A 24,170-nucleotide genomic window follows, 5' to 3' on the forward strand; every position below is an offset into this window, starting at 1 on the left:
CGGCCCATCCGGGCCGGGGTCCACGCATGGGCGGTTCGGGCGATGCGGGCCCGGAGCCCACCGGGCTACACCGGAGGCATGACCACCACGACCGGCCCCCAGCCCCCTGTCGACTCGCTCCGCGGTGCCGTGCGCGGCACCGTCGTGACCCGCGGCGACCCCTCGTACGACGAGGCCCGCCGGGTCTACAACGCCCTGCACGACCGCCGCCCGGCCGTCGTCGTCCACGCCGTGGACGCCGGCGACGTGATCGCGGCGGTGCTCCACGCCCGGGAGCACGAGCTCCCGCTGGCCGTGCGCGGCGGCTCCCACTCGGTCGCCGGCTTCGGCACCGTGGACGACGGCCTCGTCGTCGACCTGTCCCGGATGCGGGGCGTCCGGGTCGACCCGGCCGCCCGTACGGCGCGTGCCGAGGGCGGCGCCACCTGGGGCGACTTCGACCACGCCACCCACGCCTTCGGGCTCGCGACCACCGGCGGGGTGATCTCCACGACCGGCATCGGCGGCCTCACGCTCGGCGGCGGCATGGGTCACCTGGCCCGCCGCCACGGCCTGAGCTGCGACAACCTGATCGCGGCGGACGTGGTGACCGCCGAGGGCACCCTGGTCTCCTGCGACACCGAGCGGAACGCGGACCTGTTCTGGGCGCTGCGCGGCGGCGGCGGCAACTTCGGCGTCGCCGTCTCCCTCGCGTACCGGCTGCACCCGGTCGCGGACGTCTTCGGCGGCCTGACCTGCTACCCCCTGGACGGGGACGTGGCCCGCGCATGGCGGGAGCTGATCGCGGACTCCCCGGAGGAGCTGAACTCGATCCTGGTCCTCGCGCTCGGCCCGGAGGAACCGTTCCTCCCGGAGCGCTGGCACGGCCGCCCGATCTGCGCCGCGTTCACCTGTTTCAGCGGCCCGGAGGCGGAGGACGGGAAGGTCCTCGCCCGCCTGGACGGGCTCGGCCCGGTCGTCGGCCGCTTCATGGAGCGGATGCCGTACCCGGTGATCAACACGCTCTTCGACGAGCAACTGCCGGCCGGGCTGTACCACTACTGGAAGGGCAACTTCAGCCGCGAGCTGTCGGACGGGGCGATCGCGGCGCACATGGAGTACGGCGCGACGATGCCGTCCCTCGAATCGGACACGGCGATCTTCCCGATCGACGGCGCCTGCCGGCGGGTGGGCCCGGAGGAGACCGCGTTCGCGTACCGGGACGCCGCCTTCTCGCACTCCTTCGGCGGCACCTGGACCGACCCGGCGGACTCGGCGCGCAACATCGCCTGGACCCGCGCCTACGACGCGGCCCTGCGCCCGCACACCCAGGAGGGCGGCTACGTCAACTTCATGGACACCGACGACCAGGACCGCGTACGGGTCAACTACCGCCAGAACTACGCGCGCCTGAGGACGGTCAAGCGCCGGTACGACCCCGACAACGTGTTCCGGCTGAACCGGAACATCGCGCCCTGAGCGGGTCCTACGCGACCGTCCGGGCCGAGGCGAGCAGCCGCACGACGTCGTCCGGGGCGAGCGCGAGCGCGTTGCCGACCGTTCCCAGGACCTCCTGCTCGGCCGGGCGGTAGGCCCCGTCGGCGAGGGCGATCCGGGCGGCCTGGAGCAGGATCGACTCCCGGCCCGAGGGCGCCAGGTGCGGGGTGAGGGGCTCCAGGGCCTCGTGCAGCTCGATCGCGAGGAGCGCGCCCTCGGGGTTCACCTCGGGCATGAAGCGCCCGGTGTCGGCCTCCAGGGCCTCGACGAGGTCGACGAGCTGGACGGCGGTGCACTCGGCGAATCCGGCGGACCTGACGGCGCTCACGGCCCGGTCCAGGACCGCTCGCGAGTCGGTGCCGCCGGCCGCGAGCACGGCGAGGGCGACGGTGTGCACGGCGTCCCGCAGCATCGCGGAGAAGCGGCTGGTCGTGGGGTGGTCGAGCACCTCCGTACCGAAGTGCGTGTGACAGGCCGCGCACTCGACGACGGGGCCCGTACAGCCCCGGGGCAGGACCGGGACGCCCAGGACGGCGAAACGGCGGCGGCCGGTGCGGCGCCGGTAGTTGCGGTCGCCGCCGCACTCCTCGCAGAAGAACTCGCCGTCCCCGACCGTGTTCCAGGAGGTGCGGATTCCGCAGACGCCCACTTTCCCACCACGTGAATTCCGGGCAGACCGCACACGCACCTCCTCAACGGCCCGGCTGCACTGCCGGCGTTGGCGTGATGTTAGCCACATCCTTGATGTGGCGTCAGCACCCCGTCAGGACTTCACAGCGGAGTTGGCCGAGACACGTCATTGACCGCGGAGCGCGGCGGCGGCGCTTTCCGAAGGCCAGGAAGCCTCCGCCGGCCAGGCCTGCCGCCTCCACCGGGCCGATCGCACCGGATTCGATGGCCGAAGCGGTCGTCGCGAGATCACTCTCCGGGGTGGCCCGGAGCCCGGAAACATCACCCGGGCCGGAGACGGGACGGCCCCGCCCCCCTCGGAAGGGTGCGGGGCCGTCTCCTGAGGACCGGGTCAGCGGGCGGACCGGTTGACCGCCGAGATGACCGCCTTCAGGGAGGCGCGGGTGGTGTTGGCGTCGATGCCGATGCCCCACAGGACCTGACCGTCGATGGCGCACTCGATGTACGAGGCGGCCTGCGCGGAGGCGCCCTCGCTCATGGTGTGCTCCTGGTAGTCCAGCAGGCGGGCGTCCACGCCGATCGCCTGCAGGGCGGCGAAGAAGGCGGAGATCGGACCGTTGCCGGAGCCGGACAGGACGGTCTCGGCGCCGTCGACGACCGCCTCGACGGTCAGCGTGTCCGTGCCGTCCGTGTCGGAGGTGGTCTGGCCGGAGCGCAGCTGGATGCGCCCCCAGGCGTTGTCCGGGTTGGGCAGGTACTCGTCCTGGAAGACGGACCAGATCGCGGCCGGGGTGACCTCGCCGCCCTCGGTGTCCGTCTTCTGCTGGATGATCTTCGAGAACTCGATCTGCATCCGGCGGGGCAGGTCCAGCTTGTGGTCGTTCTTCAGGACGTACGCGATGCCGCCCTTGCCGGACTGCGAGTTGACCCGGATGACGGCCTCGTAGGAGCGGCCGACGTCCTTCGGGTCGATGGGCAGGTACGGCACCGCCCACTCGATGTCGTCGACGGTCTTGCCCTGGGCGGCCGCGTCGGCCTCCATGGCGTCGAAGCCCTTCTTGATGGCGTCCTGGTGGGAGCCGGAGAAGGCGGTGTAGACCAGGTCGCCCGCGTAGGGGTGGCGCGGGTGGACCTCCATCTGGTTGCAGTACTCGGAGGTGCGACGGATCTCGTCGATCTGCGAGAAGTCGATCTGCGGGTCGACGCCCTGGCTGAACAGGTTCATGCCCAGGGTCACCAGGTCGACGTTGCCGGTGCGCTCGCCCTGTCCGAACAGGCAGCCCTCGATGCGGTCGGCACCGGCCATGATGGCCAGCTCGGCGGCAGCCACGGCCGTACCGCGGTCGTTGTGCGGGTGGACCGACACGCAGATGTGCTCGCGGCGGGTCAGGTTCCGGGACATCCACTCGAAGCGGTCCGCGTGCGTGGAGGGCGTCGAGCGCTCCACGGTGGCGGGCAGGTTCAGGATGATCTCGCGGCCCGGACCCGGCTGCCAGACGTCACAGACCGCCTCGCAGACCTCCAGGGCGAAGTCCAGCTCGGTGTCGGTGAAGATCTCGGGGCTGTACTGGTAGCCGAAGGTCGTGCGCTCGTCGAGCAGCTTCTCCGCGTACTCCATGACCAGGCGGGTGCCGTCCACGGCGATCTGCTTGATCTGCTCCTTGGAACCGCGGAAGACGACCCGGCGGAAGGTGGGCGCGGTGGCGTTGTACAGGTGGACGGTGGCGCGCCTGGCGCCGACCAGGGACTCCACGGTCCGTTCGATCAGGTCCTCGCGGGCCTGGGTCAGTACGGAGATGGTGACGTCGTCCGGGATCGCGCCCTCTTCGATGATGGAGCGCACGAACGCGAAGTCGGTCTCGCCGGAGGACGGGAAGCCGACCTCGATCTCCTTGTAGCCCATGCGCACGAGCAGGTCGAACATCTCGCGCTTGCGGGCCGGGGACATCGGGTCGATCAGGGCCTGGTTGCCGTCGCGCAGGTCGGTGGACAGCCAGCGCGGGGCCTTGGTGATCCGCTGCTCGGGCCAGGTGCGGTCGGGGATCCGGACCTGCTCGTACTGGCCGTACTTGTGGATCGGCATCCCGGACGGCTTCTGCAGCTGCGTCGCGTTGGTGATCGGCGTGGGACGGCTGACGAACGGGGACTGGGTCATGTGCGTTGGGCTCCTCGGGTCCAGCAAGAAGGACGGCCGACTGTCGAACGCAACACCAGGTCCCGCGGGGAGGGGGTCGGCCTACGACTACAGGCCCTCGCCGCGGCAGCTAAGGAGAAGCAGCCCGAAACGCATGATGTGCCGCAGCCTAGCCCAGGGACGTCGGAGACGGACGTCCCGTATCAGTATGCGGGACGGCGTCGGCGTCAAGGGCGAACAGTGACGCATCACTCCATTTCGCCAATCCTCGTCTCATCCCGTGACAGTGGGCTCACTCAGTGCCACATTGCGAGCATGACTCCCCAGACGCCCGTCTTCTGCTCGATCGTCCCTCCGCACCTCCTGGAGCACCTGGCGCACTCCGCGAACCCGGCCGTCGCCGCGGCCGCGCGCCGCACGCTCATCGCGGACGCCTCGGCCCGTACGTTCCGGATCCTGCCGCTGCCCGGCACCGCGCCCACGCTCAGCCCCGCCGAGGCCGGGAAGCCGCACCGCACGATCTACGACTGCGAGCGCGGCACCGACCTTCCCGGGACGAAGGTCCGCGGCGAGGGCGACGCCGCGACCGGGGACGCCACCGTCAACCGGGCGTACGCCGGCCTCGGTGCCACCTTCGACCTCTTCCTGAACGCCTTCGGGCACAACTCCATCGACGGCTCCGGGCTGCCGCTGCTCGCCTCCGTCCACTACGACGAGAAGTACGGCAACGCCTTCTGGAACGGCGAGCAGATGGTGTTCGGCGACGGCGACGACGAGATCTTCCTCGACTTCACCCTTCCCGTGGACGTCATCGGCCACGAGCTCGCCCACGGCTTCACCCAGTACTCGGCGAACCTGGAGTACTTCAGCCAGTCCGGCGCCCTCAACGAGTCGGTCTCCGACGTCTTCGGCTCCCTCGTGAAGCAGTACGCCCTCGGCCAGACCGCCGACACCGCCGACTGGCTCATCGGCGAGGGCCTCTTCCACCCGAACGTGGAGGGCGCGGCGCTGCGCTCCATGAAGGCCCCGGGCACCGCGTACGACGACGACGTCCTCGGCAAGGACCCGCAGCCCGGCCACATGGACGACTACGTCCGCACCGGCCGCGACAACGGCGGTGTCCACATCAACTCGGGCATCCCCAACCACGCCTTCTACCTGGCGGCGACCGAGCTGGGCGGCAACGCCTGGGAGCGGGCCGGGCAGATCTGGTACGACGTGATGACCGGCGGGACCCTCACCCCCGAGGCCCGGTTCTCCGAGTTCGCGGCGGCCACGGTGGTGGCGGCACGGGCGCGGTACGGCGACGGGGAGGAGATCCAGGCCGTCCTGAAGGCCTGGTCGGCGGTGGGCGTTCCGACCGACTGATTCGGCTGGTACACAGGTCCCATGCGGATTCGAGTGCGGCGCACGGGCGGTTTCGCGGGCATCGAGCGGTCGGCGGAGGTGGAGGTCTCGGGCCCCGAGTGGGAGTCCCTCGCCGGCGCCGTGCTCGCCGACGGCGACGACGAGCACCAGGGCGTGCCGGACGGCTTCCGGTACGAGATCACCGTCGACGCCCGCACGGTCCGCTGCCTCGACCCGCGTCTGACGGAAGCACAGAGGACCCTCGTCACGAGGGTCCTCAAGGAAGGCGCCTAGACCGTCCGCCGGCCTCCGGCCGGACGGTGGGGGCCGGCGGACGGTGGGGGCCGGGCTCAGAAACCGAGCTTGCGGAGCTGCTTCGGGTCGCGCTGCCAGTCCTTCGCGACCTTGACGTGGAGGTCGAGGAAGACCGGGGTGCCGAGGAGGGCCTCGATGTGCTTGCGGGACTTCATGCCGACCTCCTTGAGGCGACTGCCCTTCGGGCCGATGATGATGCCCTTCTGGCTGGGGCGCTCGATGTACACGTTGGCGTGGATGTCGAGCAGCGGCCGGTCCGCCGGGCGGTTCTCGCGCGGGATCATCTCCTCGACGACCACCGCGATCGAGTGCGGCAGCTCGTCCCGTACGCCTTCGAGCGCGGCCTCGCGGATCAGCTCCGCGACCATGACCTGCTCCGGCTCGTCCGTGAGGTCGCCCTCCGGGTAGAGCGGCGGGGACTCGGGAAGCAGCGGGATCAGCAGGTCGGCGACGAGCTGGACCTGCTTGTTGCCGACGGCGGAGACCGGCACGATCTGCGCCCACTCGAAGCCCAGCTCCTTGCCGAGCTGGTCGACGGCGATCAGCTGCTCGGCGAGGGTCTTGGAGTCGACCAGGTCGGTCTTGGTGATGATCGCGACCTTGGGGGTCTTCTTGATCCCGGCGAGTTCCTTGGCGATGAACTTGTCGCCGGGGCCGAGCTTCTGGTCGGCGGGCAGGCAGAAGCCGATCACGTCGACCTCGGCCCAGGTGGTGCGCACGACGTCGTTGAGCCGCTCGCCCAGGAGGGTGCGCGGCTTGTGGAGGCCGGGGGTGTCCACCAGGATCAGCTGCGCCTCGGGGCGGTGCACGATGCCGCGGACGGTGTGCCGGGTGGTCTGCGGCCGGTTCGAGGTGATGGCCACCTTCTGGCCGACCAGAGCGTTCGTGAGAGTGGACTTGCCCGCGTTGGGGCGGCCGACGAAGCAGGCGAAGCCGGCCCGGTGGACGGCTTCGGTTTCTTGGTTGCGAGCGCTCATGGGGGCCATTGTCCCCGATGAGCGCCCGCCTCACGTACTCACGTGCGCACTCGGCTCCGTGCGGGCCGCCCGGTGGCGCCGGATCCGCAGGCCCAGGAGGCCCGCGGCGCCCCCGACGAGCAGGGTCGCGGCGGCGAGCCAGGGCAGGGCGAGGAAGGACACCGTGCCGGTTTCCCGCACGTCCTTCGCGGTGGCGGTGAGGGTGATGTCGCCCCAGTCGAGCTGCGGGGAGCCGGTCCACCGCTCGGTGAGCCGGATCTTCTGCCGGGGCAGCAGCTCGGACGGCACCGTGGCGAGGTCGCGGGCGAGGAGGGTGCGTCCGAAGAGGCCCTCCGCCCTGAGGGCGACCTTGGGGTTGAGGGTGACGTTGCCCCGGTTGTGCAGCGTGTACGAGACGACCGCGCTGCTGGTGCCGGCGCCGGGGACCAGCGGCCGGTCCTGGTCGACGGTCACGTCCTCGACGCCGAGGGCGGGCACGGTCGGTCCGTTGACCCGCAGGTAGAGGCGGGCGGCGACGGCGCGCTGGACGCCGACGGCGACGGCGCCCTTCCCGCCGGGGCTGATCCGCTCGTCGAGGGCGACGAGCGCCCCCGGGTGGTCGCCGGGGTCGGCGTCGGCGGGGACGGTCAGCGTGTACCGGACGGTGACGGCGGAGCCGGGCGGGACGGTGATCCGGGTCCGCTCGGGCGTGATCCAGGCACCGGCGCCGGTCTGCCTCTCCCGCTGGGTGCGGACGGCGAAGCCGCCGTCCCGGTCGGTGTTGTAGGCGTCGGCGCCGTAGAGCCGGAAGGTCAGCGGGGCGGCCGTCTTGTTGGCGACGGTGACCTTGTCGGTGAGCGTGGAGCCCGGATCGGCGGTGAGGAAGAAGTAGGGGCGGCTGCCGAGCCGGGCGGCGGCCGGATAGACGGCCCACTCGCCGTTCTCGGCGGCCCGTGCGTGCGGGGCGGGGCCCAGGAGGAGGAGCAGGACGCTCAGGAGGAGTACGTACAGCGTGCGCACGAGTCGAAAACCCCCGGGGTGCGGAGCGGGCCGGCCGGGTGCGCGCCCGGCCCGCACGGTGGTCAGGACAGGGTGAGCGTCAGCACGCCCGCGTACGAGCCCGGCGCGGTGAAGGCCGGGACGTCGAGGGAGAGCCCCGCGTCGATCGTGAACTCGCCGCCCGTGAGGGCGCCGTTCGGCGTGGAGGCGAGGGTCGCGCCGCCGCTGCCGACCGGACCGGACGAGCCGGCCGCGCAGGCGCTGGGGCTGCCGGCCTTGGCGGTGCAGGCCGGGGTCCAGCTGAGGCCGCCGGCGCCGATGGAGCCGCCGGTGCCGGTGAAGTCGGTGACCTTGCCGGTGAGGGACCAGCCCGCGGGGCCGCCGCGGAAGTCCTTCACGGTCACCGTCTTGAGGTCGCCGGTCGCCGCGCCGCCCTGACCGAAGTCGACGGACGACAGCTCGACGGCGTCCCCCGCCTGGGTCATGGACAGCTCACCGGCGGTGACGGCCGCGGTGATGGTCTGGCTGTTCGGCGGCGCCGGTACGACGACCTTGTACGCGGCCGGGCCGGCGCCCTTGCCGGGGTCCCAGGCCGCCCCCTCGTAGGCCACGATCCCGGTGGTCGTCACGTCGTTGACCTTGAGGCGCGCGGCGAAGGAGCCCTCGCTGTCGGTCGTGACGGTCATCCTGTCCGCGGTCTCCGCCGCCCCGGCGCGGCCGACGACGGTGACGTCGGTGAGCGGGGTGAACTTCGACCCGTTGACGGTCACCCGGACGCCCGGGTCGCCGGACGCGGTGTCGAGGGCCAGCGCGCGGGTGTTGGGGCTGGTCACGGGGCTGGCGACGACCGTCTCCGAGACGGGGGCGGGCGGGTTGAGCACCGTGCAGGGGGTGTCCAGCTCCATGAGGTAGCTGGTGTGGATGTTGTAGTCGCCGGGCGAGAGGGTGATCGACCCGGCCTGGGTGACGGTGAACGTGCCGGTCATCGAGAAGGCCGGGAAGGAGCCCTTGCCGGGGACCGGCGGGTTCTTCTTGGGGCCGTTGACGGTGACCGCGCCGCTCTGGGCGCCGCCGAGGGTGACCTTGCCGCTGGGCGTCATGATGTCGGCCGGCAGCGCGAGGTCGACCGGGTTGGACGCGGCGGGCTTGGTGATCGTGTACGTCACGGTGACCGTCTCGCCGACCTTGGGACTGGCCTTGTCGACGGTGATCTCGGCGGTGGTGGTGCCCGTGATGGGCGGGATGCCGGCGATCGGCGGCGGGACGCAGCGGGTCTGGAATTCCACCGGCTGGGAGGTGGTCGTCGCGCCGGCCGGGGCCGCGAGCGCGCCTCCTGCGACCGCGAGCGCGGTGGCGCCGAGGACGGCGGTCCAGCGCCGTCTTCGGGCCGCCGCCCGGGATCGGGTGAGTGCCATGGGTGTGCCCCCTCCTGAGGGATGAGTGGGCGCCATTGACGGCTGCGGGCGGAGAGAAGTCAATGCAAGCGAGAGACATCGACTGATGACCCATCAGATACTGTCAAGATCCTCGAACCGAAGACGTTTCCGCAGGTCAGACATCCTTTCAGGGATGCCGGAACACGACGGAGACCGGTGCCGCCCAGGGCGACACCGGTCCGTGGGGTGCGGGGCTCAGCTGAAGACGAACGGTCCCGGCGACTGCGAGGTCAGCGCGTCACAGTTCACCGTGACCCCGAAGATCACCATCTTGAGGGCGACACCCGCGAAGTACGAGTTGAGGCTGTCGCCGGAGGCCACGGTCCCGCTGAGAGGTCCGATGGTCACGGGCCCCACGGGGAGCGCCGGGTTCTTCTTGCCGCTGAAGACCCGTGTACCGCCGCCGGCCTTGGCCAGCGTCAGCGTGGCGTTGATCTGGTCGGCGCCGACCGGGATCGGGGTCGTCACGGACGAGGTGAGGGTGATGGTGGCGGCGGTGCCGCTCTGCGTCGCGACGAGGGTGGCGCTGCCGCCACCCCACGAACCGCAGTCGTACGTCGCCGTGGCCGACCCCGGCGAGACGGCGGCGGCCGTCGGCGCGAAGGCGAGCGAGGCGGCGGCGATTCCTCCGGCGACGACCGCGACGGTCCCTAAGGTGCTTCTGCTTCTCATGGCGAGTTCGAACCCCTTCCGATGACGAACGCAGGGGGTGCGGACACTGCGTGGACGGTGAAGATCTGACGGTCCGTCGGGCGGACCGGTGTTCATTGAGACGCAGACGGCATGGGAAGGCAAGAGAAGATGCGGTGATCCTTCACAAACACACAAAAGCCAGGAGGACCCGGCGCGCACGCCAGGCCCTCCTGTCCGGTTCTCGTCGCCCGCCCGCGGGGCGACCGGGCCGCTCAGCCCGCGGTGACCGCCACGCGCAGCTGTCCGTCCGGGCCGGCCAGCAGGACCGGGGTCTCCGGGCCGCCCAGGTCCCGTACCGCCGCGCGGTCCTCGTCCGAAGCGGACTCGGCGCCGGACACGACGGCCGCCGCCTCCAGGGACCGGGCGCCGCTCGCCACCGCCATCGCGACCGCGGTGCGCAGGGCGCTCAGCTTGAGCGACTCCAGCTCCACCGTCCCCGCCACGTACGTACGACCGGTCTCGTCCCGTACGGCGGCCCCCTCGGGCACACCGTTGCGGGCGCGGGCGCTGCGCGCCAGCGTGATGATCTTGAGGTCCTCGGCGCCGAGGTCGCCGTGCTCGCTGCTGAGTGTCATGCCCTGAGCATAGGTCCGCCGCGGAACGCGGCCGCGACGGCCCCGAGGCCCGACCGGCGACACCCCCGGTGCCGGCGGGCGCCCGGGCCGGGCTCTCAGCCCGCGACCGGGTACATCGCCCCGCGGCGCCCCTCCGGCGACACCAGCCACTCCAGTTTCTCCGCCGTGCCGGCCTCCGGCAGCGGGGTGTGGAGCACGATCACCAGATCCGGGCGGGCCGGGACCCTCAACTGGGTCGCCTCGACGTACAGCGTGCCGACCAGCGGGTGCTCCAGCTCCTTGCGGTTCTGCCCGCCGGGGAGGATGTCCCGCCGCTCCCACAGCTCCGCGAACTCCGGGCTCAGCTCCTTGACCTCCTCGACGACCTGCCGGAAACCCTCGTCCTCGGGGCGCTCCGAGCACGCCGAACGGAACTGGGCGACGACCCGGGGGGCGATCTCCTCCCAGTGGCCCATGCGGGTGCGGTACAGAGGGTCGGTGAAGAAGGTGACCAGGCAGTTCTGCGCGCTGTCGGGACCCATCCCGAGCACGATCGCCGCCGCGTCGTTGTAGAGGACGGTGTTCCAGTACGCGTCCATGATGTGCGCGGGGAACGGCATCCACGCGTCGATGAGCCGCCGCAGCCCGTCGCACATGTCCCGGTCCTCCGGGGCCGTCTCCGGCGCCGGCGGGTTCAGCGCCGCCAGGACGTACAGATGGCGCCGCTCCGCCGGGCTCAGCCGCAGCACCCGCGCCACCGAGTCGAGCACCTGCGGCGAGACCGTGATGTCCCGGCCCTGCTCCAGCCACTGGTACCAGGAGACGCCGACGCCCGCGAGGACCGCGACCTCCTCCCGGCGCAGCCCCGGCGTGCGGCGGCGCGCGCCGCCGTCGGGGAGACCCGCCTCCGCGGGGCTCACCCGGGCCCGACGGCTCATCAGGAACTCGCGCAGTTCGCCGAGTCGGTGCTGCTTCGTCGTGGTGCTCTCGAGCGCGGTGGCCACGTGTGCTTCCTCCCCCTGGATGCCTGGTGGTACGACCAACAGGATAAGTTCCCGCTCCCCAGCCTTGTTCCCGGACGCCGAAGGTAGGGGTCATGGCAACCCTGACCTCTCCCCCCGCGGACACCGGCACCGAGACCGCCCCTCAGGCCGCTCCCCCCGTCCTCACCGGCCGCACCCGGCTCATCCTCTTCGTGCTGTGCGCCGCCCAGTTCATGGTCGCGCTCGACTTCTCCGTGCTGAACGTGGCGCTGCCCGTCCTCGGCGCCGACCTCGGCCTCGGCCAGTCCGCCCTCCAGTGGGCGGTCACCGCCTTCGCGCTGCCCTCCGGAGGCTTCCTGCTCCTCTTCGGCCGCGTCGGCGACCTCTACGGACGCAAGAAGCTGTTCCTCGCCGGACTCGCCCTCTTCGGCCTCGCCTCGCTGCTCGCCACCTTCGCCTGGAACCCGGCCGCCTTCCTCACCGCACGCGCCCTCCAGGGCATCGGCGCCGCCGCGATCGTGCCCACCGGCATGTCCCTGCTGACCACGACCTTCCCCGAGGGGCCGCTGCGCGACAAGGCGCTCGGCATCTCCGGCACCCTGCTCTCGCTCGGCTTCACCGTCGGCATGGTCCTCGGCGGCGTCATGACGGACACCCTCGGCTGGCGCTCCACCATGGGTCTGCTCGCCCTCTTCGCCGTGATCGTGCTGCCGCTGGCCCCCGGACTGCTCCCCGAGTCCCGCACCCCCGAGCGCCCCCGTCTCGACGTGCCCGGCGCGGTGACCGTCACCGGTGGTCTGCTCGCCCTGATCTACGCCCTGTCCACGGCCGCCGAGCGGGGCTTCGGCGGCACGGACGTGCTGGTCACCCTGGCGGCGGGGATCGTGCTGCTCGCGGTGTTCGTGCGGGTCGAGTCCCGGCACGCGGCCCCGCTGGTGTCGCTGCCGATGCTGCGGCGCCGCACGGTCGCCTTCGGCAACCTGGGCGGTCTGATCACCTTCTCGATGATGTCGACCGTCGTCTTCGTCCTCACCCTGTACCTGCAGGAGACGCTCGGCCTGTCGGCCTTCGCGACCGGACTGGTCTTCGGCGTGCAGGGCGTGATGTCGGTCGTGGCCGGCATGCTCGCGCCGAGGGTGATCGGCCGGATCGGCACCCGCGCCACCCTGGTCGGCTCGCTGGCCGGTCAGGGCGTGCTGACGGCCGCACTGCTCGGCCTGGGCGAGGACTCGGGCGTGGTGCTGGCGACCGTCGCCGTCTCGCTGGCCTCGATGTGCCACCTCGGCGCGATCATCTCGTACGGACTGACCGTCACCTCGGGCGTCCCGGACGCGGAGCAGGGCCTGGCGACCGGTCTGGTGACGACCACCCAGCAGGTCGGCCTCACGATCGGCATCCCACTGCTGGGCGTGCTCGCCACCACGGGCGGCGACCTGTTCGGAGGCGTGCGCACGGTCCTCGTCCTGGACGCGGCGATCGTCCTCGGCACGGCGGTCCTGGTCGGCCTCGGCCTGCGGCGCCGGTCCTGAACCACGCCGGCGGGAGAGCTACGGCCTGTCGAGACGGAGCCGTACGGCCTTCGGCAGACCCGCGACCACCAGGTCGTACGAGTCCTCGACGAGCTCCCGGACCATGCGGTCCGGGAGCTCTCCGACGCTCACCGTGTTCCAGTGCCGCTTGTTCATGTGATAGCCCGGGGTGATCGCCGGATGCTCCTCACGGAGCCGTACGGCGTCGTCCGGATCGCACTTGAGGTTGACCCGCAGCGGCTCGGCCTCGAGCCACGAGAGCGCGAACAGCTTCCCGGCGACCTTGAAGACGGAGACGTCGGGCCCGAACGGGAACTCCTCCGCCGCGTCGTTGAAGTCCAGGCAGAGGGCGCGCAGCTCGTCGGGGGTCATGCCTGCTTCTCCTCCGGTTCCAGGGGTTCCACCAGAACGGTGACGATCTTGTTCCGGCGGCCGGCCGGGGACTCGGCCGTCAGCCGCAGCGAACGCCCGTCCGGCAGCTCCACGACCGCCTTGGCGCCCGAGATCGGCACCCGGCCGAGCGCCTTCGCGAGCAGTCCGCCGACGGTCTCCACATCCTCGTCGTCGTACTCGTCGGGCCCCAGGCCGTACAGCTCGCCCAGGTCGCCGATGTCGAGGCGCGCGGTGACCCGGTGACTGCCCCCGCCGAGGTCCTGGACCGGCGGCAGCTCCCGGTCGTACTCGTCGGTGATCTCGCCGACGATCTCCTCCAGGATGTCCTCGATGGTGACGATCCCGGCCGTGCCGCCGTACTCGTCGATCACGACCGCGACGTGGTTGCGCTCCTGCTGCATCTCGCGCAGCAGGTCACCGGCGTTCTTGGTGTCGGGCACGAAGGTGGCGGGCCGCATCGCCGTCGACAGCACGTCGGACTCGGAGTCCCGGTTGATGTGCGTCTTGCGGACCAGGTCCTTCAGATACACGATGCCGACGATGTCGTCCTCGTTCTCCCCGGTGACGGGGATACGCGAGAAGCCGGAACGCAGCGCGAGGGTGAGGGCCTGACGGATCGTCTTGTACCGCTCGATGCAGATGAGGTCGGTACGAGGCACCATCACCTCCCGTACGAGCGTGTCGCCCAGCTCGAAGACGGAGTGCACCATGCGGCGCTCCTCGTCCTCGATCAGCGACTCCTGCTCGGCGAGGTCCACCATGGCCCGCAGCTCGGCCTCGGAGGCGAAGGGCCCCTTGCGGAAGCCCTTGCCGGGGGTCAGCGCGTTGCCGATGAGGATCAGCAGCTGCGGGATCGGCCCCATGATCCGGGCCAGCGGCAGCAGCACGTACGCGGCGGCCGTCGCCGTGTTCAGCGGGTGCTGGCGGCCGATGGTGCGCGGCGAGACGCCCACGGCCACGTACGACACGAGGACCATCACGACGATGGCGACGAGCAGCGCCTCCCAGGTCTCCGGGAAGGCTTCGATGCAGGCGTACGTGACGAGGACGCCGGCCCCCATCTCGCAGGCGACCCGCACCAGCAGGGCCACGTTGAGGTAGCGGGTGGGGTCGGAGGCGACCTGGGCGAGCTTCTCGGCCCCGCGCCGGCCGGATCGTACGGCCTCGGCGGCGCGGAAGGTGGAGACGCGCGCGAGACCGGCCTCGGCGCAGGCGGCGAGCCAGGCCACGATGACCAGGGCCACGGCACCGAGGATCAGCGAAACGTCCATCGGGGTCAGGAGACGGTCGGCGCCGGGGACGGGCCGGTGAGGCCCTTCTCCTCGCGCCAGCCGTCGACGATCGCCGCCTGGAGGCCGAACATCTCGGCCTTCTCGTCGGGCTCCTCGTGGTCGTACCCGAGCAGGTGGAGCACACCGTGGACGGTGAGCAGCTGGAGCTCCTCGTCCATGGAGTGCTCCGTCGGCGCGTCCTTGCCCTGCTGGGTGGCGACCTCGGGGCAGAGCACGATGTCGCCCAGGAGCCCCTGCGGGGGCTCCTGGTCGTCCTTCGCCGGCGGGCGGAGCTCGTCCATCGGGAAGGACATGACGTCCGTCGGACCCGGCAGGTCCATCCACTGGATGTGGAGCTGCTCCATCGCCTCCGCGTCCACGACGATCACCGAGAGCTCGGAGAGCGGGTGGATGCGCATGCGCGCGAGCGCGTAGCGGGCGATGTCGAGGATCGCCTGCTCGTCGACCTCGGTACCGGACTCGTTGTTGACGTCGATCGACATGTGTTCTGCGTTCTACTTCCCGTTGCGGCCGCGCCGATGCTCGCCGCGGTTGTCCTCGCGGCCCTCGTTGCGGAGGTCGTACTGCTCGTACGCGTCGACGATACGGCCGACGAGCCTGTGCCGGACGACATCCTGCGACGTGAGCGTCGAGAAGTGGACGTCCTGGACGCCTTCCAGGATGTCCCGGACCTGCCGCAGACCGCTCTTCGTCCCGTTCGGCAGGTCGACCTGGGTGACGTCACCGGTGATGACGATCTTCGAGTCGAAGCCGAGGCGGGTGAGGAACATCTTCATCTGCTCGGGGTTCGTGTTCTGCGCCTCGTCCAGGATGATGAACGCGTCGTTCAACGTCCTGCCCCTCATGTAGGCCAGCGGCGCGACCTCGATCGTGCCCGCGGCCATCAGCTTGGGGATCGAGTCCGGGTCGAGCATGTCGTGCAGCGCGTCGTAGAGCGGGCGCAGGTAGGGGTCGATCTTCTCGTAGAGCGTGCCGGGCAGGAAGCCGAGGCGCTCGCCGGCCTCGACGGCCGGGCGGGTCAGGATGATCCGGGTGACCTGCTTGGACTGCAGGGCCTGGACCGCCTTGGCCATGGCCAGATAGGTCTTTCCCGTACCGGCCGGACCGATGCCGAAGACGATCGTGTGCTTGTCGATCGCGTCGACGTACCGCTTCTGGTTGAGGGTCTTGGGACGGATCGTGCGACCGCGGTTGGAGAGGATGTTCTGCGTGAGCACCTCGGCGGGGGTCTCCTCGCCGCCCTCCGAACCGTTCCCGCTCGCCCTGAGCATGGCGATCGAGCGTTCCACTGCGTCCTCCGTCATCGGCTGACCGGTGCGGAGCACCAGCATCATCTCGTCGAACAGGCGCTGGATCAGCGCGACTTCCGCCGCGTCGCCGACCGCGCTGACCTGGTTGCCCCGGACATGGATGTCGGCCTGCGGGAACGACCGCTCGATCACGCGGAGCAGTGAGTCACCCGAGCCGAGGATGGTCACCATCGGGTGCTTGGCGGGGACGGTGAACTGTGCGCGGGCTTCGCCGGGCGCGCCGTTGTGGGATGTGGGCGTCTGAGTCATGGGCCGGCACTGTGGCCTGCACACACCTCCCGATGCAGGGCCGTCGCCGCTCGACCGCCTCTGGGCTACCAAGCCTACGACTCGGTGCCGACAAGCCCGTAGCGGTTTACGGTGCCGCCGTGGGCGGCGGGCACCCCGCGTGTTCTACGTGTGTGCCGCGCGGAACCCGATCGTCGGCACCGCCCTGCGCAGCGGCCAGGGGCGGGCGGGAGCGGGGAGGAGCCGCTCCAGGAAGGCGTAGCGGTCGCGCAGGGCCTCGGGGTCCTGGCTCTCGTGGACCTGGACGTGCTGCCACCACGCGGCGATCTCGCCCCAGGTGGGGGCTGACAGGGAGCCGCCGAACTCCTGGACGGAGAGGGCGGCGGTGAGCCCGGCGAAGGCGAGGCGGTCGGCGAGCGGCCAGTCGGCGAGGGTGCCGGTGACGAAGCCGGCGACGAAGACGTCCCCGGCGCCGGTCGGGTCGAGGGCGGAGACCTGGATGGCGGGCACCTCGGCGGTCTCGCCGGTGCCGCCGTCGACGGCGTAGGCGCCCTCGGAACCGAGGGTGACGACGGCGTAGCGGACCTTGTCGGCGAGGGCGCGGGCGGCGGCCCGGGGGCAGTCGGTCCGGGTGTAGCGCATCGCCTCGGCGGCGTTCGGCAGGAAGGCCTCGCAGTGCGCGAGGTCGGTGAGGCCGGCCAGGTCCCAGCGGCCGGTGTCGTCCCAGCCGACGTCGGCGAAGACCTTGGCGCCGCCGCGTGCGGCCTGGGCGACCCAGTCCTCGGCGCGGCCGGGGACGAGGGAGGCGACGGCCGCACGCGCGTGCGGCGGATAGGCGGGCAGGGCGCCGTCCGACGGCGGGGCCTCGTGGCCGTGGGAGACCATCGTGCGCTCGCCCTCGTAGGCCATGGAGACCGTGACCGGGGAGTGCCAGCCGGGGACGGTGCGGGAGAGCGACAGATCGATCCCCTCGCCCTGTTCGAGCGCGTCCCAGCAGTACTCGCCGTAGTGGTCGTCGCCGAAGGCGGCGGCGAGGGAGGTGCGGAGCCCCAGCCGGGCGAGGGCGGTGGCCATGTTGGCGACGCCGCCTGGGCTGGAGCCCATGCCGCGGGCCCAGGACTCGGTGCCGCGGACGGGTGCGGAGTCGAGGCCGGTGAAGATGATGTCGAGGAAGACAGTGCCGGTCAGGAAGACGTCGCAGGCGGGGTCGGTGGGCTCGCGCAGGCACACCAACGGGTCGACCCCGGCGTCCTGTTGCGGTTGGTCTCCCCTTGCTGTGGTCACGGCGGACTCCCCGGTCGTGGTGCGTGGATCGGCACCGTGGTGCGGATCTGGACAGTGTGCCCGATGGGTCTTGAGAGACGGGGTGACACGACACGACGCTCGCGCGATACCCATCCCAATCGACTCCAAACCAATTGTGACCCGTATCACGGACCGAATCGGGGGATTCCACCTTCTCCGCTCACTCGGATGCTTGATACACATGGTGCCGCGACCCCGTGGTCCACCGGGCGCCGTCTCACATCCCTGTTCAGTTCCTGGAACGCCCATGTCGTCGCGCCCGCGCGTCCCGGGGGCCCTCGTCGCCCTCGTCTCCCTCTTCACCGCCGGTTACCTCGCCCCGTACCTGCTGCCGACCGTCGTCGGCCGGCTCTCCGCCGGGCTCGGCCTCACTCCGGCACAGGCGGGCCTCGTGGGCTCCGTCCTGCTCCTCGGCTCCTCCACCGCAGGCTTCACGCTCGCCGCCCGCGGGGAACGGATCGGCCCCCGCCGGGCGGCCCGCGCGGGCCTGCTCGCGATGGCGGTGGGATACGGCTCCGCCGCCGCGACCGGCATCGTGCCCCTGGTGGTCGCGGGCGCGGTCCTCGGCGGCTTCGGCTCCGGTACGGCGACGGCGGTGGCGGCGGCCGGTATCGCCGGGCAGCGGGACCCGCACCGGGCCTCCACGCTCGGCCTGCTCTCGGTCTCGGCCACGGCGGGTGCGCTCTACCTCACCCTCCCGCACCTCTCCGGCGGCCACGCGCCGCCCCTGCTCGCGATCGCCTGCGCGGCGGCCCTGGTGTGGCCGCTGACGTCCAGGCTCCCGGGCGCCGTCCGGGAGCCCCGCGAGGCGGCCCCGACCGGCCCGCTCCCCCACCGCCCGGCGGGAGCGGTCCTGGCAGGCGGCATCCTGCTCTGGTCGCTCTCCCAGAACGCCCTGTGGGGCGTGAGCGGCCGCATCGGCCTCACCCAGGCCGGTCTCTCCGAGGTCACCGTGGGCGCGGTGTTCGCGGCGGCCCTCGGCGCGGGACTCCTGGGCGTCACGGCGGCCGGCGCACTCGGCTCCCGCCTGGGCCGGGCGGTGCCGATCGGTGTGGGCACGCTCCTCATCGCCGGCTGCGTCCTGCTCAGCTCGGCGGCCGGGGACCTCGCGTCCTTCGCGACCGGAGAGATCCTGTGGAACGCCTGCTACCCGGTGGTCCTCTCCTACCTCCTGGGCCTGGCCGCCTCCCTCGACCCCCGGGGCCGCTGGGCGGTCCTGGTCGGCGCGGCGTCCTCCCTGGGCGTGGCCTGCGGCCCCCTGGCGGGAAGCCTGCTGTCGGAGAGCGCCGGATACCCGGGCATGGGCCTGGTCCTGTGCGCCCTGCTGACGCTGGTCGCCGTCCCGATGACCGCGGTGGCCCGCCATGTCTCGGGCCGCCCCCTGGTCCCGGGCTCCGTGCGGCGCAGGGGCGGTGCGGCGGGCGCGGTCCTGGCGGGCACGGCGGCGGCGACCCCGCCGACAGTCCCGCAGATGGGCGCACCGGAACAGGAGATCGCCCCGGTACGGGTCCCGACGGGCCGCCGGCGTCTCGTGAAGTCGGCCTACAGACTGGCGAGACCGAGCGACCGGGGCTGAGGGGGCGCCTGCGGCGCGGGGGCCGGGGCGGAGCCCCCGTTCGGGAAGCGGCGGGTGGGGAAGGGGCCCCGCCGCAGGCGCCCCCCGCCCCCATCCCGCCCGCCTACTCCCCGTCGAACCCGTACGCCTCGACCTCGGCCAGGTACCGCGCCCGACGAGGCTCGTCGTCCTCCAGGAACGACGCCTCGAACGAGTTCCGCGCCAACTCCCGCAGCTGCTCCGACGACAGCCCCAGAGCCTCCCGCACCCCGTCGAAGTTGTCCCCCACATACCCCCCGAAGTACGCCGGGTCGTCGGAGTTCACGGTGACGAGCAGACCCGCCGCCATCATCTCCCGCAGCGGGTGATCACCCAGCACGTCGATCGCCCGCAGCCGCACGTTCGACAGCGGGCAGAGCGTGAGCGGCACCCGCTCCCGCACGAGCCGGTCGACGAGCTCCGGGTCCTCCATGCACCGCAGCCCGTGGTCGATCCGCTCCACGCCGAGGACGTCGAGCGCCTCGCGGACAAACTCCGCCGGGCCCTCCTCGCCCGCGTGGGCGACCCGGCGCAGCCCGAGCGCCGCGGCGGCCTCGTACACCTCGCGGAACTTGGCCGGCGGGTGGCCGACCTCCGCCGAGTCCAGGCCGACACCGGTGATCCGGTCCAGGTAGGGCTTCGCGGCGTCGAGGGTGGCCAGCGCCGACTCCGCCGACTCGTCGCGCAGGAAGCACATGATGAGCCGGGTGGAGATCCCGTACCGCTCCTCGGAGCGTTCGAGGGAGGCGCTCAGGCCCTCGACGACCGTGCCGAGGGGGACGCCGCGGGCGGTGTGCGCCTGCGGGTCGAAGAAGATCTCGGCGTGCCGGACGCCCTGGGCGGCGGCCCGCTCCAGATAGGCGTCGGTGAGATCGGTGAAGTCCTCGGCGGTGCGCAGCACCGCCATCAGGCCGTAGTAGAGGTCCAGGAAGGACTGGAGGTCGCTGAAGCGGTACGCCTCGCGCAGGGCTGCGGTGTCCGCGTACGGCAGGGTGACGCCGTTGCGCGCGGCGAGCGCGAAGGCGAGCTCGGGTTCGAGGGTGCCTTCGATGTGGAGGTGCAGTTCGGCCTTGGGGAGAGCCGTGGGGAGGGGCATGGGTGGTGCTCTATCTCTTCGGTACGGGGACCCTCATGAGGTCCTGGGCAATGCTCAGTTCGCCGTCGAACCCGGCCGCCCGTGCCTGCCGCCCGAACTCGGCCGGGTCGGAGTAGCGCTGCGAGAAGTGGGTCAGGACGAGGTGTCGCACACCCGCGTCCCGGGCGACCGACGCGGCCTGTCCGGCCGTCAGATGGCCGTGGTCGGTGGCGAGGCGGACGTCCTCGTCGAGGAAGGTCGATTCGATGACCAGCATGTCGGCGCCGTCGGCGAGCGCGTACACGCCGTCGCAGAGCCGGGTGTCCATCACGAAGGCGAACCGCTGACCGCGCCGGACCTCGCTGACGTCGTCGAGGGTCACGCCGTCGAGGACGCCTTCGCGCTGGAGGCGGCCCACGTCGGGGCCCTTGACGCCGTGCGCGGCGAGCCGTTCGGGCAGGATGCGGCGCCCGTCGGGCTCGGTGAGCCGGTAGCCGTACGACTCGACCGGGTGCGAGAGCACGCACGCGTCGAGGGTGTACGCCTCGGTGACGGCGAGCGGCCCGTCGGCGGTCACCGGCGCCTCGGCCAGCCGCACGGTCTCGCGGTAGGCCGTGGCGTACCGCAGCCGCTCGAAGAAGTGCTGCCCGCTCGCCGGGTAGTGCGCGGTGACGGGGTGCGGGACCTGGTCGAGGTTGATCCGCTGGATCACCCCGGCGAGGCCGAGCGAGTGGTCCCCGTGGAAGTGCGTGACGCAGATCCGGTCGATGTCGTGCGCGGCGACCCCGGCCCGCAGCATCTGCCGCTGCGTGCCCTCACCGGGGTCGAAGAGGATGCCCTGTCCGTCCCAGCGCAGCAGATAGCCGTTGTGGTTGCGGTGCCGCGTCGGGACCTGGCTTGCGGTCCCGAGCACGACGAGTTCCCGTACGGACATGGCGGCCGCCGGTCTAGCCGGGGGGCCAGTTGAGGCCGCGACCGCCGAGCACGTGCGCGTGGGCGTGGAAGACGGTCTGGCCGGCGCCGGCGCCGGTGTTGAAGACGATCCTGAAACCGCTGCCCTCGACCTTCTCCTGCGCGGCGACCTCTCCCGCCTCGCGCAGTATGTCGGCGGCGACCCCCGGGACGGCGGCGGCCAGGGACGCGGCGTCCGGGTAGTGGAGGCGCGGGATCACGAGGACGTGGCTGGGCGCCTGCGGGTTGATGTCGCGGAACGCGACCGTGGTCTCCGTCTCGCGCACGATCGTCGCGGGCACTTCCCCCGCCACGATCTTGCAGAACAGGCAGTCGCTCTGCGGCTCTCCGGCCATGGCCCGGGCCTCCTCGCCTCGTCGGTCGCTACACGCGCATGCTATCCGCCGCCTCGTCCGCCGCCGTGTCCCAGGTCAGTCCTTGGGCGCGCGGCGGTTGAGGGCCGAGCGGCTCACCCAGTACGTGATGATCACGGCCCAGAACAGCGGTGACCCGAGCCCGCCGACCACCCCGGCGTCGAAGGACCAGAGGGCCATCGACACCACCGAGTAGAGCCCGAGCAGCCCGACGGCGGCGGCCATCGCGATCACCGGCCGGCAGGAGCGCGCCACCAGGAGCATCGGGCGGCGCAGCCGGGGCGGCACCCGGCGGCTCATCCACAGCACCCAGGCGCCCCAGGCGCCGACGATCACGGCCGCGCCGATCACGAACGGCACGAGCGCCGCGGCGCCGGTCTCACCGTTGCGGACCGGAGCGGCGCCGAACGTCGAGGCGACGAAGCCGAGCAAGGCCACCCAGCGCGCCCCCGCCACGGTGTTCCAGGCCATGGCCTCCAGGTTGTAGCGGGCCTTGCGGTCCTGGAGGTCGAGCGCGGCGGAGGCGACGAAGCCCTCGGCGGCCTGGGTCCAGGCCCCGCGCCGGAACCAGCGGCGCCGCAGCCGCAGCAGCGACAGGTTGTTGTGGGCCTCGCTGCTCTGCGGGTTGAGCCGCAGCGTCGCCTCGTACGCCCGCTGCGCGGTGGCGTGGTCGCCCCGGCGCTGGGCGGTGAGCCCCACCAGGAAGTGGGCCGCGTCCTCCTCGGGGGCGAGACTCACGGCGGCCCGCGCCGCCTCGTACGCCTCGACGGTCCGCGCGGGCGTCCGCGCCTGCTCCGCGAACTGCGCGAGGGCGGTGCCGAGGGCGTAGTGGGTGCCCCAGTACTGCGGGGCGAGGCTGACGGAGTACCGGGCGGCGGTCTCGGCCTCCGGGAACCGCCGCAGTTCGAGCAGGATCTGGACGCGCATCAACCAGGCCATGAGCAGCTCGGGCTCGGCGCGCAGGGCCGCGTCCACGGCCTCCAGGGCTGCCTGGTGCTCCTCGGCGCGATGGTGGCAGCGGGCCAGCAGCACGAGCGCCTCGGTGTCCTCCGGTTCGCTCGCCAGGTGCTGGGCGACCAGCTGTCCGGCCTGCGCGAACCGCCCGGTGTCGTACAGGGCTTCGGCGCGCAGGAGGGTGGTAGGCGTGGTCACAGCTTGCGCTTCCGCTTGAGGTGGGCGAGGAGGTCGTCGTACAGCCCGCCCTCGTTGGCGAACATGGCGACGTTCCGGGCGGCCGCGAACCACGGCTCGGTGGACGGCTTGATCTGCTTGGCCGCGCCGAGCAGGTCCTTGGTGGTGATCAGCCGTACGGAGCCGGTGCGGGCGGAGTCGAGGAGCGCGGCCTCGGCGGCCGACTCGCAGACATGGGCGAGGTCGGCGCCGGAGAAGTCCTCGGTGACCTTGACGAGCTTGCCGAGGTCGACGGCCTCGATGGGGCGCTCGCGCAGGTGGTAGCGGAGGATCGCCTCGCGCGCGGTGGCGTCCGGCGGCAGCACGAGGAGCGTGCGGTCGAGGCGGCCGGGGCGGCGCAGCGCGATGTCCACGTCCCAGGGCACGTTGGTGGCGGCGAGCACGAAGACGCCCTCGTTGCCCGCGCCGCTGGCGATGCCGTCGAGCTCGGTGAGGAGCTGGTTGACGACGTTGCGCAGTCCGCTGTGGTGGGTGCGGGAGCGCTTGGCGCCGAGGGCGTCCAGCTCGTCGAGGAAGACGACGCAGGGGGCCTGGCGGCGGGCGGTCTCGAAGATGTCGTGGATGTTCTTCTCGGAGGCCCCGATCCACATGTCGAGGACGTCGGAGAGCGAGACGGTGAGGAAGTTCGCGCCCAGCTCGCCGGCGACGGCCCGCGCGATGAAGGTCTTGCCGCAGCCGGGAGGTCCGTAGAGGAGCAGACCGCCGCGCAGCGACTTGCCGTACAGCCTGCGCAGTTCGGGGTTGCGCATGGGGGCGAGGAAGGCGGCCTCCAGGCGCTCCTTGACCTCGTCCATGCCGCCGACGTCCGCGAGGCGTACGGCGCCGGGCGCGTCGACGTCCCAGGCGTCGGCGTCCCCGGCGGGGCCCTGGCCCTCGGCGGTCTGCGGGGCCTCCAGGAAGCGGGGGCCGACGACGTCCTGCACCTGCTGCTCGGCCGCTTCCCAGTCGAAGGCGGGGGCGCCGCCGACGGGCGGCGCGGGCGGCTCGGTCGGCTCGGGCCGCTCGGGCCGCTCGGGCCGCTCGGTCGGCTCGGGCCGCTCGGGCCGCTCGGGCCGCTCGGCCGGCGCGGGGCCGTTCTCCGTGGCGGCCGAGGTCGCGGCCGGCCCCGGCGCGGGCTCCGCGGGAGGTGCGGCGGGGGCCGTCGGCATCCCCATGGCCCGCATCATCAGCGCACGCGCGTCCGCGTCGCCCGGCGCGTGCTGGAGCGCGACGGCCGCCTCCGCGACGGCCTCGTCGTTCCGTTCCTCGGAGAGGAGGAGTTCGGCGAAGTGGAGACGCAGGGGTACGTCACCGGGGGCGGCGGCCACGGCGGCGCGCAGACTGCGGATCAGGGGGGACTCGTCGGCCATGCGGTCAGCCTAAGGAGCGCGCGGGGGCCGCCGTCCACCGGGTTCGATCCGTTGCG

At 72.2% G+C, this 24,170-nt stretch carries 23 protein-coding genes; 5 read left to right on the forward strand and 18 right to left on the reverse strand.

Annotated features, from left to right (window positions below; all coding sequences use genetic code 11):
• Positions 1-78 precede the first annotated feature (78 nt).
• Complete coding sequence (locus tag OG392_RS12445) at positions 79-1,458, forward strand: FAD-binding oxidoreductase (protein WP_329278598.1); 1,380 nt, start codon at positions 79-81, stop codon at positions 1,456-1,458.
• A 7-nt stretch (positions 1,459-1,465) separates the two neighbouring features.
• Here the strand turns inward: OG392_RS12445 and OG392_RS12450 are convergent, their stop codons facing one another.
• Together OG392_RS12450 and leuA are read right to left on the reverse strand one after the other, a co-directional pair.
• Positions 1,466-2,158: a TerB family tellurite resistance protein gene (locus OG392_RS12450; protein ID WP_329278600.1), complete on the reverse strand. Its 693-nt coding sequence runs from the start codon at positions 2,156-2,158 to the stop codon at positions 1,466-1,468.
• Positions 2,159-2,497: 339 nt separating this feature from the next.
• Entirely contained in the window at positions 2,498-4,261 is a 1,764-nt protein-coding gene (gene leuA, locus OG392_RS12455; protein WP_329278602.1) for a 2-isopropylmalate synthase, read from the reverse strand.
• 294 nt (positions 4,262-4,555) lie between these two features.
• Between leuA and OG392_RS12460 the strand changes: the two genes are divergently transcribed.
• Both OG392_RS12460 and OG392_RS12465 read left to right on the forward strand, forming a co-directional pair.
• Entirely contained in the window at positions 4,556-5,608 is a 1,053-nt protein-coding gene (locus tag OG392_RS12460; protein ID WP_329278605.1) for a M4 family metallopeptidase, read from the forward strand.
• Positions 5,609-5,629: 21 nt separating this feature from the next.
• The gene (locus tag OG392_RS12465) at positions 5,630-5,881 is read left to right on the forward strand and encodes a protealysin inhibitor emfourin (RefSeq protein WP_329278607.1); all 252 of its coding nucleotides are present in this window, start codon (positions 5,630-5,632) and stop codon (positions 5,879-5,881) included.
• 56 nt (positions 5,882-5,937) lie between these two features.
• Here the strand turns inward: OG392_RS12465 and era are convergent, their stop codons facing one another.
• The 6 genes from era to OG392_RS12495 all read right to left on the reverse strand — a co-directional run bounded on the left by era (position 5,938) and on the right by OG392_RS12495 (position 11,478).
• Complete coding sequence (gene era, locus OG392_RS12470) at positions 5,938-6,888, reverse strand: GTPase Era (RefSeq protein WP_374115426.1); 951 nt, start codon at positions 6,886-6,888, stop codon at positions 5,938-5,940.
• 21 nt (positions 6,889-6,909) lie between these two features.
• On the reverse strand, positions 6,910-7,878 hold the full coding sequence (locus OG392_RS12475) for a WxL protein peptidoglycan domain-containing protein (protein ID WP_329278609.1): 969 nt from the start codon (positions 7,876-7,878) through the stop codon (positions 6,910-6,912).
• Positions 7,879-7,940: 62 nt separating this feature from the next.
• Positions 7,941-9,272 (reverse strand): beta-xylosidase, encoded by a 1,332-nt coding sequence (locus tag OG392_RS12480; protein ID WP_329278611.1) that lies wholly within the window; start codon positions 9,270-9,272, stop codon positions 7,941-7,943.
• A 216-nt stretch (positions 9,273-9,488) separates the two neighbouring features.
• Entirely contained in the window at positions 9,489-9,965 is a 477-nt protein-coding gene (locus tag OG392_RS12485; RefSeq protein WP_329278613.1) for a hypothetical protein, read from the reverse strand.
• Positions 9,966-10,198: 233 nt separating this feature from the next.
• On the reverse strand, positions 10,199-10,561 hold the full coding sequence (locus OG392_RS12490) for a cytidine deaminase (protein WP_148004180.1): 363 nt from the start codon (positions 10,559-10,561) through the stop codon (positions 10,199-10,201).
• 95 nt (positions 10,562-10,656) lie between these two features.
• Positions 10,657-11,478: a helix-turn-helix transcriptional regulator gene (locus OG392_RS12495; protein WP_443055069.1), complete on the reverse strand. Its 822-nt coding sequence runs from the start codon at positions 11,476-11,478 to the stop codon at positions 10,657-10,659.
• Between the two features lie 158 nt (positions 11,479-11,636).
• Here OG392_RS12495 and OG392_RS12500 point away from each other — a divergent pair, with 158 nt between their 5' ends.
• Positions 11,637-13,052, forward strand: a complete 1,416-nt coding sequence (locus OG392_RS12500; RefSeq protein ID WP_329278620.1) for an MFS transporter — start codon at positions 11,637-11,639, stop codon at positions 13,050-13,052.
• An 18-nt stretch (positions 13,053-13,070) separates the two neighbouring features.
• Here the strand turns inward: OG392_RS12500 and OG392_RS12505 are convergent, their stop codons facing one another.
• The 5 genes from OG392_RS12505 to OG392_RS12525 form a co-directional block, all read right to left on the reverse strand.
• Positions 13,071-13,424: an MmcQ/YjbR family DNA-binding protein gene (locus OG392_RS12505; protein WP_329278622.1), complete on the reverse strand. Its 354-nt coding sequence runs from the start codon at positions 13,422-13,424 to the stop codon at positions 13,071-13,073.
• A complete protein-coding gene (locus OG392_RS12510; RefSeq protein ID WP_329278623.1) occupies positions 13,421-14,716 on the reverse strand; it encodes a hemolysin family protein in 1,296 nt (431 codons plus the stop codon). The genes OG392_RS12505 and OG392_RS12510 overlap by 4 nt, the downstream gene beginning before the upstream one ends.
• Positions 14,717-14,721: 5 nt before the next feature.
• Positions 14,722-15,219 carry an rRNA maturation RNase YbeY gene (gene ybeY / locus OG392_RS12515; protein WP_030317475.1) on the reverse strand — a complete coding sequence of 166 codons (498 nt, stop codon included), beginning with the start codon at positions 15,217-15,219 and terminating at the stop codon, positions 14,722-14,724.
• A gap of 12 nt (positions 15,220-15,231) precedes the next feature.
• A complete protein-coding gene (locus tag OG392_RS12520; RefSeq protein WP_329278627.1) occupies positions 15,232-16,296 on the reverse strand; it encodes a PhoH family protein in 1,065 nt (354 codons plus the stop codon).
• Between the two features lie 144 nt (positions 16,297-16,440).
• Positions 16,441-17,559, reverse strand: a complete 1,119-nt coding sequence (locus OG392_RS12525) for a carbohydrate kinase family protein (protein ID WP_329278629.1) — start codon at positions 17,557-17,559, stop codon at positions 16,441-16,443.
• A gap of 268 nt (positions 17,560-17,827) precedes the next feature.
• Between OG392_RS12525 and OG392_RS12530 the strand changes: the two genes are divergently transcribed.
• Positions 17,828-19,156 carry an MFS transporter gene (locus tag OG392_RS12530; protein ID WP_329278631.1) on the forward strand — a complete coding sequence of 443 codons (1,329 nt, stop codon included), beginning with the start codon at positions 17,828-17,830 and terminating at the stop codon, positions 19,154-19,156.
• A 103-nt stretch (positions 19,157-19,259) separates the two neighbouring features.
• On the opposite strand, the gene OG392_RS12535 is transcribed toward OG392_RS12530, so the two are convergent.
• From OG392_RS12535 to OG392_RS12555, 5 genes are all read right to left on the reverse strand, one after another.
• A complete protein-coding gene (locus tag OG392_RS12535) occupies positions 19,260-20,270 on the reverse strand; it encodes an adenosine deaminase (RefSeq protein WP_329278633.1) in 1,011 nt (336 codons plus the stop codon).
• A 10-nt stretch (positions 20,271-20,280) separates the two neighbouring features.
• Entirely contained in the window at positions 20,281-21,183 is a 903-nt protein-coding gene (locus OG392_RS12540) for a ribonuclease Z (RefSeq protein WP_329278635.1), read from the reverse strand.
• A gap of 13 nt (positions 21,184-21,196) precedes the next feature.
• Positions 21,197-21,556 (reverse strand): histidine triad nucleotide-binding protein, encoded by a 360-nt coding sequence (locus tag OG392_RS12545; protein WP_329278638.1) that lies wholly within the window; start codon positions 21,554-21,556, stop codon positions 21,197-21,199.
• Positions 21,557-21,631: 75 nt separating this feature from the next.
• Complete coding sequence (locus tag OG392_RS12550; RefSeq protein ID WP_329278641.1) at positions 21,632-22,726, reverse strand: tetratricopeptide repeat protein; 1,095 nt, start codon at positions 22,724-22,726, stop codon at positions 21,632-21,634.
• Positions 22,723-24,114 (reverse strand): ATP-binding protein, encoded by a 1,392-nt coding sequence (locus OG392_RS12555; protein WP_329278644.1) that lies wholly within the window; start codon positions 24,112-24,114, stop codon positions 22,723-22,725. Before OG392_RS12555 ends, OG392_RS12550 begins: the two co-directional genes overlap by 4 nt.
• Positions 24,115-24,170: the final 56 nt, after the last annotated feature.

It is taken from the genome of Streptomyces sp. NBC_00691, from assembly GCF_036226665.1.
GTDB lineage: Bacteria > Actinomycetota > Actinomycetes > Streptomycetales > Streptomycetaceae > Streptomyces.

Coding starts and splice junctions, on each gene's coding strand:
- OG392_RS12445 (WP_329278598.1), top strand. CDS start 79: ATGACCACCACGACCGGCCCCCAGCCCCCTGTCGACTCGCTCCGCGGT.
- leuA (WP_329278602.1), bottom strand. CDS start 4,261: ATGACCCAGTCCCCGTTCGTCAGCCGTCCCACGCCGATCACCAACGCG.
- OG392_RS12460 (WP_329278605.1), top strand. CDS start 4,556: ATGACTCCCCAGACGCCCGTCTTCTGCTCGATCGTCCCTCCGCACCTC.
- OG392_RS12465 (WP_329278607.1), top strand. CDS start 5,630: ATGCGGATTCGAGTGCGGCGCACGGGCGGTTTCGCGGGCATCGAGCGG.
- era (WP_374115426.1), bottom strand. CDS start 6,888: ATGGCCCCCATGAGCGCTCGCAACCAAGAAACCGAAGCCGTCCACCGG.
- OG392_RS12480 (WP_329278611.1), bottom strand. CDS start 9,272: ATGGCACTCACCCGATCCCGGGCGGCGGCCCGAAGACGGCGCTGGACC.
- OG392_RS12485 (WP_329278613.1), bottom strand. CDS start 9,965: ATGAGAAGCAGAAGCACCTTAGGGACCGTCGCGGTCGTCGCCGGAGGA.
- OG392_RS12490 (WP_148004180.1), bottom strand. CDS start 10,561: ATGACACTCAGCAGCGAGCACGGCGACCTCGGCGCCGAGGACCTCAAG.
- OG392_RS12495 (WP_443055069.1), bottom strand. CDS start 11,478: ATGAGCCGTCGGGCCCGGGTGAGCCCCGCGGAGGCGGGTCTCCCCGAC.
- OG392_RS12500 (WP_329278620.1), top strand. CDS start 11,637: ATGGCAACCCTGACCTCTCCCCCCGCGGACACCGGCACCGAGACCGCC.
- OG392_RS12505 (WP_329278622.1), bottom strand. CDS start 13,424: ATGACCCCCGACGAGCTGCGCGCCCTCTGCCTGGACTTCAACGACGCG.
- OG392_RS12510 (WP_329278623.1), bottom strand. CDS start 14,716: ATGGACGTTTCGCTGATCCTCGGTGCCGTGGCCCTGGTCATCGTGGCC.
- ybeY (WP_030317475.1), bottom strand. CDS start 15,219: ATGTCGATCGACGTCAACAACGAGTCCGGTACCGAGGTCGACGAGCAG.
- OG392_RS12520 (WP_329278627.1), bottom strand. CDS start 16,296: ATGACTCAGACGCCCACATCCCACAACGGCGCGCCCGGCGAAGCCCGC.
- OG392_RS12530 (WP_329278631.1), top strand. CDS start 17,828: ATGTCGTCGCGCCCGCGCGTCCCGGGGGCCCTCGTCGCCCTCGTCTCC.
- OG392_RS12535 (WP_329278633.1), bottom strand. CDS start 20,270: ATGCCCCTCCCCACGGCTCTCCCCAAGGCCGAACTGCACCTCCACATC.
- OG392_RS12540 (WP_329278635.1), bottom strand. CDS start 21,183: ATGTCCGTACGGGAACTCGTCGTGCTCGGGACCGCAAGCCAGGTCCCG.
- OG392_RS12545 (WP_329278638.1), bottom strand. CDS start 21,556: ATGGCCGGAGAGCCGCAGAGCGACTGCCTGTTCTGCAAGATCGTGGCG.
- OG392_RS12555 (WP_329278644.1), bottom strand. CDS start 24,114: ATGGCCGACGAGTCCCCCCTGATCCGCAGTCTGCGCGCCGCCGTGGCC.